This is a genomic window from Catenibacterium sp. GCM10023432, from assembly GCF_042651925.1.
GTDB classification, from domain to species: domain Bacteria; phylum Bacillota_I; class Bacilli_A; order Erysipelotrichales; family Coprobacillaceae; genus Catenibacterium; species Catenibacterium mitsuoka.
The window spans coordinates 1-14,430 of record NZ_JBHSEB010000042.1 but is presented as its reverse complement, the minus strand read 5'-3'; the positions used below and the strand labels follow the sequence as shown (position 1 = coordinate 14,430).

At 35.3% G+C, this 14,430-nt stretch carries 13 protein-coding genes and 1 other annotated feature; of the genes, 8 read left to right on the top strand and 5 right to left on the bottom strand.

Annotation, left to right across the window (positions count from 1 at the left end):
- Window positions 1-62: 62 nt before the first annotated feature.
- From ACFOZZ_RS06080 to glmS, 5 genes are all read right to left on the bottom strand, one after another.
- The gene (locus tag ACFOZZ_RS06080) at window positions 63-857 is read right to left on the bottom strand and encodes an ABC transporter ATP-binding protein (protein WP_022425417.1); all 795 of its coding nucleotides are present in this window, start codon (window positions 855-857) and stop codon (window positions 63-65) included.
- Window positions 850-1,773, bottom strand: a complete 924-nt coding sequence (locus ACFOZZ_RS06075; protein WP_278780612.1) for an ABC transporter permease — start codon at window positions 1,771-1,773, stop codon at window positions 850-852. Before ACFOZZ_RS06075 ends, ACFOZZ_RS06080 begins: the two co-directional genes overlap by 8 nt.
- A 13-nt stretch (window positions 1,774-1,786) precedes the next feature.
- Complete coding sequence (locus tag ACFOZZ_RS06070) at window positions 1,787-2,755, bottom strand: ABC transporter substrate-binding protein (protein WP_147556505.1); 969 nt, start codon at window positions 2,753-2,755, stop codon at window positions 1,787-1,789.
- 49 nt (window positions 2,756-2,804) lie between these two features.
- Window positions 2,805-3,005 (bottom strand) — a binding site (T-box leader).
- 101 nt (window positions 3,006-3,106) lie between these two features.
- On the bottom strand, window positions 3,107-4,354 hold the full coding sequence (locus ACFOZZ_RS06065; protein ID WP_055288844.1) for a hypothetical protein: 1,248 nt from the start codon (window positions 4,352-4,354) through the stop codon (window positions 3,107-3,109).
- A gap of 75 nt (window positions 4,355-4,429) precedes the next feature.
- Window positions 4,430-6,229, bottom strand: a complete 1,800-nt coding sequence (glmS, locus tag ACFOZZ_RS06060) for a glutamine--fructose-6-phosphate transaminase (isomerizing) (RefSeq protein ID WP_055233648.1) — start codon at window positions 6,227-6,229, stop codon at window positions 4,430-4,432.
- A gap of 349 nt (window positions 6,230-6,578) precedes the next feature.
- On the opposite strand from glmS, the gene ACFOZZ_RS06055 reads away from it, so the two are divergent.
- From ACFOZZ_RS06055 to ACFOZZ_RS06020, 8 genes are all read left to right on the top strand, one after another.
- A complete protein-coding gene (locus ACFOZZ_RS06055) occupies window positions 6,579-7,103 on the top strand; it encodes a hypothetical protein (protein WP_055288842.1) in 525 nt (174 codons plus the stop codon).
- A 35-nt stretch (window positions 7,104-7,138) separates the two neighbouring features.
- A complete protein-coding gene (locus ACFOZZ_RS06050; RefSeq protein WP_376814904.1) occupies window positions 7,139-7,834 on the top strand; it encodes an AzlC family ABC transporter permease in 696 nt (231 codons plus the stop codon).
- The gene (locus ACFOZZ_RS06045; protein ID WP_006507169.1) at window positions 7,831-8,136 is read left to right on the top strand and encodes an AzlD domain-containing protein; all 306 of its coding nucleotides are present in this window, start codon (window positions 7,831-7,833) and stop codon (window positions 8,134-8,136) included. Before ACFOZZ_RS06050 ends, ACFOZZ_RS06045 begins: the two co-directional genes overlap by 4 nt.
- 14 nt (window positions 8,137-8,150) lie before the next feature.
- Window positions 8,151-8,291, top strand: coding sequence for a hypothetical protein (locus tag ACFOZZ_RS06040; RefSeq protein ID WP_155812889.1), 141 nt, complete (start codon window positions 8,151-8,153; stop codon window positions 8,289-8,291).
- Between the two features lie 310 nt (window positions 8,292-8,601).
- The gene (locus ACFOZZ_RS06035; RefSeq protein ID WP_021982867.1) at window positions 8,602-8,937 is read left to right on the top strand and encodes a DUF3784 domain-containing protein; all 336 of its coding nucleotides are present in this window, start codon (window positions 8,602-8,604) and stop codon (window positions 8,935-8,937) included.
- Between the two features lie 73 nt (window positions 8,938-9,010).
- Entirely contained in the window at window positions 9,011-10,474 is a 1,464-nt protein-coding gene (locus tag ACFOZZ_RS06030) for a WD40/YVTN/BNR-like repeat-containing protein (RefSeq protein ID WP_278598050.1), read from the top strand.
- Window positions 10,475-10,517: 43 nt separating this feature from the next.
- The gene (locus ACFOZZ_RS06025; protein WP_278598051.1) at window positions 10,518-11,024 is read left to right on the top strand and encodes a GNAT family N-acetyltransferase; all 507 of its coding nucleotides are present in this window, start codon (window positions 10,518-10,520) and stop codon (window positions 11,022-11,024) included.
- A gap of 426 nt (window positions 11,025-11,450) precedes the next feature.
- Window positions 11,451-14,430: pectinesterase family protein (locus ACFOZZ_RS06020; protein ID WP_376814903.1), on the top strand; the 2,980-nt coding region annotated here is incomplete at its 3' end.

The following is a 14,430-nucleotide window of genomic DNA, read 5'->3' as shown; positions in this document are numbered from 1 at the left end:
AGGTGTTCTTTTTTACTGCATAAAAAAACATTCCAACTTGATATATAGTTGGAATGTTTTCATTATTTCAACAACATTCTGTCATTCACAAATTCACTGCCACTTGCTTCTTCAAACTTCTTAAGTAGGAAAGGAACAGTTAATTTCTTTTTTTCTTCACCTTTAACATCATAGATGATTTGACCATTGTACATCATAATCAATCTATTTCCTACATCAATAGCCTGCTGCATATCATGAGTAACCATCATTGCTGTTAGCTTTTGTTCAGTGACAATCTTATTAGTCAAAAGTAATACCTTAGCACTTGTTGCCGGATCAAGAGCGGCTGTATGTTCATCAAGTAAGAGAATCTTAGGCTTAGTGACAGTTGCCATTAATAGTGTAAGAGCTTGTCTTTGTCCACCTGATAATAAACCTACCTTACTTGTCATTCTCTCTTCTAGACCTAAATTTAGAGTCTTTAAGAGATCATAATACAACTTCTTTTCTTCTTTCTTGATACCCCACTTTAAAGTACGCTTCTGACCACGTCTTTTAGCCATTGCGAGGTTTTCATCAATCTGCATATCAGCTGCAGTACCCATCATCGGATCCTGGAATACACGACCAATAAGACCTGCACGTTTATATTCTGGATACAAAGAAATATCTTTATCATCTAGTTTAATATGACCACAATCAATAGGATAAACACCTGCAATCATATTCATTAAAGTGGATTTACCAGCACCGTTACCACCAATAACAGTAACGAAATCTCCATCATCTAATTGAAGATTAATATCAATCAAGGCTTTCTTCTCATTAATAGTGCCAAGGTTAAATGTTTTTGATACATGTTCAATCTTAAGCATTTTTTTCATCCACCTCTTTTGTAAGTTTCTTATAGTTTGCAGTCTGTTTTCTATTGGCCATTAATACTGGAATAGTTAATGCGAGAGCTACAATAAATGCAGTGAGTAGCTTTAAGTCATCAGTTGATAAACCTAACTGAATAACAACGGCGATAATAATACGATAAATAATTGAACCAACAATAATCGCAATGAGTCTCTTTAAGAAACTGCCATAACGTCCAAATATGACTTCACCAATAACGATAGACGCAAGACCCATAACGATTGCCCCCATACCGATCTTGACATCACCATAACCAACTGACTGCCCCACCATGGCACCACTTAAGGCGATTAAGGCATTTGAAATCACTAAACCAAGTAGCTTAGTATAATCAGTATTGACACCAACAGCTCTTACCATCTGTTCATTATTACCAGTAGCACGTAATGCATTACCTAATTCAGTTCCAAAGAACCAATAGAGAAGGGCAATTACAATAGCTACTGCAATAACACCTACAATAAGTGTAGACTGAGATACTGTTAAACCAACCATTGGTCCCCAGTCATATAAGCTTTCTGTCTGTAGTAATGGGATATTTGATTTACCCATAATACGTAAGTTGATTGAATATAAGCCTAACTGTGCAAGGATACCAGCAAGGATGGCAGGAATCTTACATTTAGTATGTAATAAACCAGTCACAAATCCAGCAAGTGCACCTACAAGAGTAGCTACAAGAATTGCAACAATTGGATTACCATGGTTAGTAAGAATAACAGCACATACAGCACTTCCTGTTGCGAAAGAACCATCACATGTCATATCTGCAATATCTAATAGACGAAATGTAATATAAACACCAACTGCCATAATGCCCCATAGGACACCCTGATAAGTCGCACTTTGTAATGCTAAAAATAAAGACATTCTCTTTCACTCCTTAAATAAGTTCAGCCTTATCTAATACTTCCTGTGGTACTTTAATGCCAAGCTTTTCCATCTGAGCTTTGTTGACCTTTAATTTACAGTCACTCGCTTTTAAGTATTCAATAGGCATAGTTGCTGGATTACCTTTACCAGTTAAGATCTTAATAGCCTGTTTACCAGCGATACTACCTAAGTTATAGTAATCAATACCATAAGTAGCTAAACCACCCTTAGTACACATACCTTCTTCACCAACAATAAGAGGGATTTTAGCCTGATCAGTGACTTTTACAACTGCTGGGATATTAGAAGCAAGTAGGTTATCAGTTGGAATATATAAAGCATCTGCTTTACCTACAATAGAATCAGTGACTGACTGGATTTCATTAGATTCAGAAACAGTCTTTACTAATGGTGTCATACCCTGAGCTTTGATTTCCTTTACAGCCATCTTACCCTGGATTTCAGAGTTAGATTCATTACCTGCATACATAACAGCAACAGTTTTTGCGTTAGGCATAATCTGTTTTAATAATTTAATCTGTTCTTTAACAGGTGTTAAATCACTTGCCCCAGTTACATTTCCACCAGGTTTTTTATTTGATTTGACTAATTTACTACCAGCTGGATCAGTAACAGCAGATACAACAACTGGAATATCTTTAGTCTTCTTTACAACAGCCTGAGCTGCAGGAGTTGCAATTGCATAAATTAAATCATTTCCATCGTTCACTAAGCTTTCTGCAATGGTTTCACAGTTAGAGTTTTCACCACTGGCATTCTTTAAAGTAATATTAGAAGCCTTATAACCTGCTTTTACAAGAGTATCCTTAAATCCCTTATATGATGCATCCAATGCATCATGCTGCATATATTGGATAACTCCAATCTTGACATCAGCCTTATCTTTAGTACTAGACTGACTACCACAGCCAGTTAATGCAAGACCAACTGCCATTAAACCACATACAAATTTCTTCATAATAGATTCCTCCCTTTTTTCTTTCCCTTAAAAACAAAAAAATTCACCCCAAGAGGGCGAATTATCGCGGTACCACCTCTAGTTCATTAGTCATAGACTAACCTCACTAAATAGCGATAACGGGCAACCCGGGAAGTATTTTGTACTTCCAACTCCATGGTGAATTCAAGAATGTTTGCGTATGATTCGCACCAGCCATCATATCTCTTATGCCACACATTTCTTTACTATGTCATTTCTCTGTTTTTATAATATAAAAATATAATATAGAAATATTAAGGAAAAGTCAAACAAAACTTTTAGAAGTTAGGGAAAAACTAAAATAGAATAAAAGAGCAGAATAATCTGCTCTTAGTAGTTGATTTCTTCGTAAAGAACTTTTAAAAGGACAGCTTTAGAACTCATCTGCTGACGTTTTCTATCATAAGTCTTAATTACGCTGTATTCAACAACGTCATACTTTTCAACTTCTTCATCATCAAGGAAATCAGCCTGTCTGAAGAATAAGTTTTCTTCACCATCCTGGAAGATACTACCAAAATTCTTATCATGGTTGTAGAATACAACTTTACCTTCATGACGAGTAATGTATTTTTCAAGATGATAGATGACTTCACTATATACACGATCAAATGCATCGCTGGCACTTAAATCAGCATAATCAGCTAAATCAACATCTGCTTCATAAGTCTTACCATTTTCTTCTTCTAGCTTCTTAATGAGGCATTCTGCAAGTGTATGAGCCTTATCCTGACCCTTAGCCTTTGCCATTGCTGAAATCTTCTTATAATCTTCGATATTCTTGTAATCGAATCCACCCTTGAAGAACTTATCAACTAGAAGTGTATAAGCATCATCTTCGCGATTTGTATTCATATAAAGCTTATAAAGGATTTCAAATGAATCTACTGCATTGAAATGACCCTGTAAAGCGATGAATTCATTTTCAGCTTCTTCATAACGTCCAAGTTCAACTAGAGAGCTTGCACGATAATATTTAACCCAGTTAAGGTTATTATAATGCCACTTTAAGTTGTAAGTGAAAGCAATGTTCGCAGTTTCAACACATGCTCTATATGATTCAAGTTCATATAATGCACGTACTTTCATACGATACCATTTTTCTTTCTTACTTTCGAATTCTTTACCATCTTTATTAACAAATGGTTTATCTTCTAGAGTAGGTGCATCTAAATAGTCTAATAATTCAGATAACTTCTTATAGTCTACTGGATTAGCCTTTAATACATGCTTAATAGCCTTATTGACTGCAGCTTCAAGTGGAGAATATCTCTCCTGTTTACAATATTTTGCGATTTCTTCTAGGATACCATAGAATAAACTTTCGTTCTTAGAAATATCTTCTTCGCTGATGTTGATATACTTATTATAAAGAGCATAGCCAAAATAATTGATATATCCTTTTAATTCTGGTGCCATTTCAAGGAATGTTCTTCCTACTTCAATAGCTTCATCAGTCTTACCTTGATTCTTTAATTCTTTAACGAAATCACGTGCCTGGAATTCGCTGAATGAAGAGGCATCCTCTTCGAAACGGTTCTTATAAGCCGTTAAATCTTTTACTTTTGATTCTTCCACATTATCACCCCTACGAGATATTATACATTTTTTTATTATTGATGTGAAGAAAAAACGAACGGAGTTCTCCGTTCGTTATTCTACAGTCACTGATTTAGCAAGGTTACGAGGTTTATCAACATCACAGCCTTTAATGCATGCTGTATGGTATGCGATTAACTGTAATGGGATAGCAACAAGTACACTCTGTAATAAAGGATGAATATTAGGAAGATAATAAGTGTTTTCTACACCGCTGACTTCTTGTCCTTCAACAGTAAATAGAATGACTTCAGCACCTCTCGCAATTGTTTCCTGAATATTAGAGATAGTCTTTGCAGCTACATGAGGCTGAGTGGCAACTGCAATGACTACAGTTCCAGGTTCAATTAAGGCAATAGGACCATGTTTTAATTCACCGGCAATATAAGCATCAGCATGTACATAAGATACTTCTTTAAGCTTTAAAGCACCTTCTAGCACGCTTGCATAATCTAGACTTCTTCCGATAAAATAGCAGTCATGTTTTTCTTTTAATAGCTTAGCATAGCCTTCGAATGTCTTTTCATCTTCAAGTAACTTAGAAACATATTCTGGAAGATTATTTAACTGTTCCATGAGATCAGTATTAATTGCATCGCCTCTCTTATCGGCAATATATAAGGCAATAAGTGTAAGTAACACTAACTGAGTTGTATAAGCTTTTGTAGAAGCAACTGCAATCTCAGGACCGGCACAAGTATAAAGTGTATACTGCGCATCTCTAGAAATAGTTGAACCTAATACATTAGTGACTGCAATTGTTGTACAGCCTTTTTCATTAGCAAGCTTTAATGCAGCAAGAGTATCAGCTGTTTCACCAGACTGAGATACAAAGATACATAAAGTCTTTTCATCAATAATTGGATCATTATAACGGAATTCACTGGCTACCTGTGTAAGAACTGGTAGACGAGTGGCACGTTCTAGAATAGAAGCTCCACATAATCCAGCATGATAAGCAGTACCACATGCAACATAATAAACCTTATTGAATTTATTAAAATCAACATCTTTTAATTCATCTAAAACAATAGAATCCTTGAAAATACGACCTCTTAATGTTTCCTGGATCACATGAGGCTGTTCATTGATTTCCTTTAACATATATGTATCGTAACCATTCTTCTGAGCCGCTTCCATATCATAAGGAATAGTAGTCATTTCCTTGGTGATTTCTTCACCATCTTTATTATAGAAAGTAATGCTGTCTTTCTTTAATACAGCCATTTCTAAGTCATCTAGGAAATAAACATTTTTAGTATAAGCAAGTAAAGCAGGAATATCACTGGCTGCAATACTTGCATCATCAGTACGTCCAATAACGAGTGGACTAGCCTTTTTAGCTACAACAACTTCATCAGGATGTTCTGTAGAAACAATACATAAAGCATAACTTCCATCAATACAGTTTAATGTTTTCTTTACTGCTTCTAGAAGATCTCCTTCATAGAAATAGTCCAAACACATAACAACAACTTCTGAATCTGTTTCACTTTGGAATGAATAACCCTTTTCTAACAAAATATCTTTTAATTCTCTATAGTTTTCAATAATACCGTTGTGTACAATAGAAAGAGTATTATCTGGATTTGTATGAGGATGTGAATTCAAGTTAGAAGGCACACCATGAGTTGCCCATCTTGTATGACCAATACCTACATGACCAGTCATATCATGACCTTTTAGCTTTTCTTCTAGGTTCTTTAAACGACCTTTACACTTAACAGTTGTAAGAGTGTTATTTAACACTGTTACACCTGCAGAGTCATATCCTCTGTATTCAAGTTTAGCAAGCCCCTGCATTAAAAAAGGTAGGGCTTCACCATTGCCGCAATAAGCTGTAATACCACACATAATCTTGTCCTCCTTGTTTTGTGGAATAAAAACGTTAAAACAAAGGAGTACCTGATGAAATCTGTTGGCTGATTGCTCAGTGTTTTTGTTCATCGTTTAGGCAGTACTATGCCTCTAGACCATCCGCCGAATAGTTCGATTAATCTAGTCCTCGTCAACTTATACAAGTCCTGGCGCTTTTTTTAATATCACTTTATCTTAACTGTGACTATTATATGCTTGATATGTGATAAATCAATCAATAATATTGATATTTTAAAAATATGAAAACGATATAAAACTTTATATACAAATTACAGAGAAAAATAGAAAATTTAAAAGTATATATAAGAGTAGGAGGGATATTTATATGAAAGAAGATTTAGAAGGGAATATTGAAGAACTCAAAAATTATTTGAATAAACTTGATGAGAGTGGCTTATATGATGCTAAGAAGTATTCACGTTCTTTACTGCATCAGACAAGTCAGTTATCTTATTTTTATTGTTCTTTAGTGAAGGATGGTTCTCCTTCAGACACTTATTATCATGTTCATAAGCGTCCTAAGGAACATCAGATGGCTTATTTTAATATTGGCAGGGGGTTTCCTAAAGAACTGATGGACGGTCATTGGTGTTATATAGTGAAAGATCTAGGTTATAAGATGCTGATCATACCTTGTACATCCATAAAAAAAGAATCGTCACCATTGAATCCTCATTTTGAAAAAGATCTGACTGTTATAGATGATCATGGGATGATTACCCATTCAAGAATGCAGTTGACTGATTTACGTACAGTGGATATTCAGCGACTTGATTGTCGTAAGCCATTCTATACTGTATGTGATGATCGAGAAGAAATCAGAAATTTCATAATAGAACATCTATTTTAAATTTATTTATGATATGATATTCGTGGTGATGAAATATGAATGAAATAATGAAAGGAATGAAGAGAAGTATTCCAATTGCACTTGGATACTTCCCAGTAGCCTTTTCTTTTGGAGTATTATGTGTATCAAGTGGCTTGCCTCTTGGCTTTGCCACTTTTATCTCTTTAACAAATTTAACAAGTTCAGGACAGTTTGCAGGTGTTCAGCTGATTCTATCTGATAGTACTTATCTAGAAATCGCAATAACACTATTATTGATCAATTTTAGATATTTCTTGATGAGTCTCTCTCTATCTCAGAAGATTGATGAGAAGATGAATACAGTTGAACGTATGATCATCTCTTTTGGAATTACAGATGAAACATTTGCGTTAGCGAGCTTACAGCCAGGTAAACTGACATTTAAGTTTATGCTAGGCTTTATCCTAACACCTATTATAGGATGGGTCGGAGGGACTCTTGCGGGAGAATTCATTATGGGCTTATTGCCTTTAGCCTTGCAGGGTGCTATGGGAATTGCTTTATACGGTATGTTCTTAGCTCTTATTGTCCCTGCAATGAAAGAGTCAATGCCAGTAACTATAGTGGTTCTTATTTCTATTGGAGTCCATACACTCTTTACCTATGTGCCATTATTTAATGTTATGAGTACTGGAGTACGCTTGATTAGTGCAACACTTATTGCAACATGTATGGGTGCCTGGTTATTTCCAAGGGAGGATGAAGCATGACAAGATATCAGATACTAGCTGTCTTAGTGATGGCACTTTTTACTTATCTACCTCGTTTTCTTCCTCTTACTTTCTTTAGAAAGAAGATTACATCTAAGTTCATCAATTCAGCTCTTTATTACCTGCCTTATGCAGTACTAGGGGCGTTGACTTTCCCAGGTGTCTTTAATTCTACGCCTAATTTAGTAGAATCATGTGCAGGTATTCTAGTTGCAATATTTTTTAGTTATAAGGGAAAAGGACTTGTATTTGTGGCTGTAGCTGCCATACTTGCATCTTATATTGTGCAGTTTGTGATTTGAAAATTGGGAGTTTTATGGATGGCGGTAAAATGAGTTTAAGCCAAACAATTATTTATGGAATAGTTTTTTCTTTAATGTTTTTTCTATATGTAGTTTGTTTGCAAGACAGGGATATGTTTACATTAAATCCAAATAAAAAAAGCGTAGATGTTTGACCTATACAAAAGGAAAAATAGTAAGTGTAAGTGCTATGAGAATAAATAGAAGAAGTGCTTACTTTTACAATTATGAATATGAAGTTGATTATGAAATTATAACCATAGAAATTAATTTTGGAACGACATATCGCCAATTTAGAGAAGGTGACCTAGTCAAAATTTGATATGATAAAAGTAATAAGGAAGACATTGTTGCAGCTGTTATGTCACTTATTGCAGGAATAGTAGCTGTATTAATTGGACTATATGTTGGTATGTTTGTATGTTTTTGTTAGAAAAATCGGAATTTGAAGTGGAGGTATGTATTATGAATATAGGATTTTGGTCGTGTATAATTTTGGTAATACCATTTCTGATTATAGGTGTGTTATTTGCGATTTTTAAGGAAAAAGCAGCAAAATTTGTTTCAGGATTTAATTCATTTTCTAAAGAAGAACAGGCATTGTATGATAAAGCTCATATCTCTCGTGATATAAGAAATCAGTGCTTTATGTGGGCTATTATAATGCTGGCAGGAGCATTATTATCTTGCTTTTTAACCCCATATATAGCTATACCAACCTATATTATTTGGTTAGTTCTGTTTTTTAGAGAAGTCCACTTTGATAATCATAAAGCGTTTGAAAAATATTTATTAAAGTAAATTCCAGTTTGTCTAACAGGAAAATTAGAAGTTGTATGAGTGATAAAATAGGAAATATATGAGGAGGATAAAATTGAAAACAATTCATGCATTTATCGGAAAAATAGGAATTGCATTTTATTTTCTGTTTTTATATCAGGCATGGAAGATATGCCAGTATGGAGGCGTAAGGAGAAACCTGCCAATACTGCTTCTTGCAGTCGTCGGGGGCATAATTTGTGCGGTTCTCTTGTTGTGTTCAGGTAGGAAGAAGCGAGAGAAGGAAATAAAGGGCAAAAAGAATGCACTCTTTATAGCAGAAATCATAGTAGTACTGCTTGTTACTGGGTATTTTGGTGTGCGTATTGTTTACGCTGCGATTCCTTATAATGGGAGGCTTTCTTGGGAAATCGATGAGTTCCTACACAAAAAAGAGATCGATTTTGTTCATACCAATTTCCTCGAGGATGGAGTAGAAGGGATTTTTACAGATTTGGACAAGGCGCTTGATCTGCCTGAGAAACTCTATATTACAAAAAGTTTTACACTGTCATTTGATGAACATGGAGAAATTAGCAAGCTTGATACCTTTTTATACGGAAAAGATGAGAAAGGAACGACAAAAACTTACCTGATTTCATATGACAAAGCAAAGAACGAAAAAATTACTGTCTGGGTTGATGGGGAGGCGAATACGAATTACAACAGCGATATGCAGTTGAATCCGATGCTTCAAATTTTAAAAACAGCGGATTACAAAGAACGTGTAGCGGCATGGGCTTCTCTTTATGAAGCGCAGCAGTATGAAATTCTGTATTATGGAAGAAGATCTTTTTCAACTGCGGAAGGTTTAGTCATTGTGGATGGAGAAGAAGGTGTACTTTCACAACTGCAAAGTGGAGGAGAAGTACTTGGATTTGAGGTGTCTTTGCATATGCCGGAACAGGATGGAACTATGCCTGTGCGCTATATGAGTAATCCAGAGTATATCAGTCCTGATATGATAAGTGCAGCAGAGGAAGACGCACAGATTGAGGAAGCAAAGAAGGAAGATGCATGGACAACAGATTCGTCCGATGGTTCTATGTACTTCTTTTTAGATGGAAATCAGGGTTGGCGCTTAGCTGTTGTAGATGCAGCAGCTGGAAGTAGATTTTATCAATTAGAACATACCACAGACGGTGGAACCAACTGGGAAACAGCTAGCACAGATCCATTTCAGGGAAATGGAGGCGTAGCGGAAGGACTAATTTTCTATGATGGCAATTTCGGTGTTGCGGGCTTGTCAGGAGCATCCCAGACACATTCGACACTTTACCTTACAAGAGATGGTGGTCTAACATTTACTGCCGTGCAGCTCCCGATGGATACTGTAACAGAGCTTCCAAAGACCGCACAAGAATACGGTCTTACATTGGATGATTATTCTTATTGTGAGATGCCTGAAAAAGAAGGTGATATCTTCACAATCCGGGTTTTGAGTGCAGCCGGAGAATCGGATGCGATTCTGTTTGAGTCAAAGGACAATGGCGAGACATGGACTTATATAGGTTCATGAAGGGGTAACTGTTAGGTAACTTTGAATTTGATGGGGTGATAAAATGGATTTTAGATTAGCTGGTATGCAGGATTTGCTACAGTTAAAAGATGTGTATAAACAAATTATTAAAAACATGGATGAACAGGATATTCAAATTTGGGATGACATTTATCCTTGCGAATTTTTTGAAGAAGATATAAAAAATAATCAACTCTATGTTTTACTTAATAATGGCGAAATAGTGTCAGCTTTTGTTTTGTGTAAAACAAACACAGGAGAAAATGCAGTTAAATGGAAAGAAAATCACGCAGAAGCTTTTTACATTGATCGATTAGGTGTCAATGTTAAATATTTGAAAAAAGGGATAGGTGGTCTAATGCTTGATAAAGCAAAGGAAGTGGCTAAAACTTTTGGTGCTGAATACCTAAGACTTTTTGTAGTAGATGTAAATATACCAGCTACTCAACTATATGAAAAAAACGGATTTTTAAAAGCTGACGGTGTATATGATGAAGCATTTGATGATGGATTTGTACTGCATGAGTTTGGCTATGAAATAAAACTCTAATAGGTGTTACAAATTACAGTCTGTTGAAGGAACGTATAGAGACTATACGTTCTTTTCTTTGAGATTTTTTTCCTTCTATTATGAAATTTAGTGCATATTAATGTCTTTTTAGAAAATATAATTGCAAGAATTTGTGAATAAGGAATATTATGAATAGCAAGTACAGTGTGCATGGTACAGTATTATTTTAAGGCAGTTGAATATTTTTATTAATGGTGAATTGGGAATTAATGACTATAGGTGCACACGTTTTTATTTGTACTATTAGTTCACCTAGGTAAAAATTATATTGACCTTAGAATTTACGAGACAAATATTGGGGAATGGTATAACCAGTATATATTTTACTGTTTATATAAAAGGGGTAGTGTATGAATGCGCTATTGAGATTTTGCACTATCTAAATTTTTACAAGGGAGGAAAGAAATGGGAACAAGCCAAAAAGTAAAAAAGTTTCTTGCGTTTTTACTTACTACAGTGCTTACAGTAGGATTACTTCAGTTTGCACCGGGTGTAAGAACTAACGTAGAAGCAGCAAATGTGCCCGAAGCAGGGCATAGCTATACCTTGAACTTTACTACACTTTCGGGTGTAACAAAGCTCAATGGATATACGTCTGATGATGGTATATTCAAGGTAGTGTCAGATACTGACAAAGCGTACTGGCATGATGGACAGCATGGTGCAGCATTATATAACGGAGATAAAATCGAAGTGAAAGTTGCTGGAAATGCGGATATCCAATTAGGTCTTTGTGGTTATGGTAATGCGACAGCATTTACAGTGACAGATGAAGCGGGTAAAGAAATCGGTTCTACATCTGGCAAGGGTACACAGGATGGCGCAGGTGAAAAGGTATCTTATAGCGGAGATGCCACTACACTTACTATCACATGTTCTGCAAATGCTGAAGCATATCTTCATTCAGTGACAGTTTCTAACTATGCGAAAGAAGGCAAGGCAGAAAACTTCACTATGATGCTTGATAACATCGCTAAGAAAGGTGTTGTTGCAACAGGTGATTATAAATATGGTGACAGTGTTCTAACTTTAGTAGGACAAGGTAGTACACAGTATACTGCAAAAACTGGTAAAACAGTTAAAGTGAATGGCAAGGAATATAACAGCTATACAGCAGGTAAGAGACATGCAAGTAGCGATAACATGTCAACTATTCCTCAAGCAGGAGATGGAACATTAACTAAGTTTACTCCAGCTGCTAAGGGTATGATGACAGTTTATTTTAATTCTGTATCATCTTTAAGAGTATATGATTTTAATTCAGAAGATGGTTCTAAGGTAGGCTCTACATTAACTGAAAAGGGAGTTACTTCATATTCATTTGCAGTCGCTCCAGGACATACATATGTTATGTCTACTACAAGTGCAACTGATAACTTATTCTATGCAGGTTATAAGTATGTTGTAGATAAGACTGTCAGTGTGCCAGTTAAGTTCAACAATGTAAATGCTAACTTATATGATTCTTTTGAAATTAAAGCAGTAGATACTGAACTAAGCAATCGTTCAGTTAAGTTAGTCGATGGTGCTAATGTAAACCTTCTTGAAGGACATACATATAGACTATCAACAAATGATACGAGTGTAAAAGCACTTGTTGGTGACAGTTATACATTTACAGCAACAGCTAATACACTAGTTGTATCTCTTTATGATGTACCAGATGCAACTGTCAAAGGTACTATTACAGGTACACCTGCAGGTACTGTTAAAGAATTAACATTTGAAAATATGTTTAATGGTTTAAAGTATACAGCTACGATCACAGGTAACACATATACATGTTTATTAAAACCAGGTGAATATAAAACACAGGTTGAAACAACTAATGGTGGTGTGACATCTGATAGAGTTTCTGTTAAGGCAGAAGGTACAACAGTAAACGAAGTTTATGTTGAACTTCCAGAAAAAGAAGCTGAAGCTATTCCGTTCAAGAGTGAAATCAGCGTTCCTGGAGATTATGATTCATTAAACGAAGCATCAGAAGCTATTTTACATATGCAGAATAGACCAGAAGGAGAAGCGGGAAGAGTTACAATTAATCTTACTTCTGATTTATCTGAACAGACAGTTATGAATGCACCATACGTAACACTTAAAGGTAATGGTCATACTGTTTCATGGTATTATGGTGTTGGTACATTATATTATTCAGTTGATCCTGCAACAGGACTTTATAATGAAGTACTGGCAAGAGACAAGTATTCATATGCTGAAGCAAATGCTAATCTTTGGGGTGGTGTATTTATTGTAAAGGGTAATAACTTCATTGCTGAAGATACAACATTCAAGAATACATACAACTATGAACTTACAGAAGCAGAAAAGACTGATATTGCAGGTTCTACACTTTCAGTGAATAGACTGGCACCAAATGCTGATGTAACAAAGTATGCTTATAAAGAAAGATCTAACGCATTCTATATTGATGCAGATAATATTGAATGCTATAACTGTAAGATTCTTTCATCACAGGATACATTAGGTAGAAATGGTTCAAAAAACTGCAATTATCATACATATTTTAATAATTGTGTGATTGGCGGTAATGTTGACTATATCTGTGGTGAATTCTCAGCAGTATTTGATAATTGTGAATTGCAGTGGAAGACATATAAGGATGATGCTTCTAACAATGCAAAAGTTGGTTATATTACAGCCGCTAAGACAAGCCCATATGTATTTAGAAATTGTAATGTTACAACAGATGGTGTTGGCACAGGTGTTGTAGGATACTATGGTAGAACATGGGGCGCTTCTTCAAATAGTACATTTATCCAGACTCAGACTAATGGCCTCATTAATGCTGAAGGATGGAGAGAAATGAGTGCTGGAGATGGTCAAACAGCAGTATTTAAAGAATATGGTAACTTATCAGGTGAAACACCATTTGTTACAAATGGTAAATTCTGCTTGGCTGCCAATCAGACTGCAGAAGCTGTAGCTGATTATATTGATACAGACGCTAATAGTGCAATTAAAACAGTACTTAATGGTTGGAAACCTGTTCATTATGGTAATGCAGTAAAACCAGGAGATAAAGATGATCCAACAGTTACACCAAAGTCAGGACTTATGTATGAAAATAACCATTTTGTCTATTATTCAGATGGAGAAGTAAACAAAGAATTTAAAGGACTCGCTGAGTATGAAGGTGAAAAGTATTATGTACAGAATGGGACTGTAGATACAAAGCTAACTGATGTAGTCTATATTGATGGTACTTGGTATTATATTGATAAAGGTCGCTTGAACGAAGAAACAAGGGATGTTATTTATCATTGTGGTGGATGGTACTTTGTAGAGAATGGTACAATTGACTGGACTTATACAGGTGTAGTAGAACATTGTGGTGGCTACTTCTATGTTGAAAAAGGTCAGATTA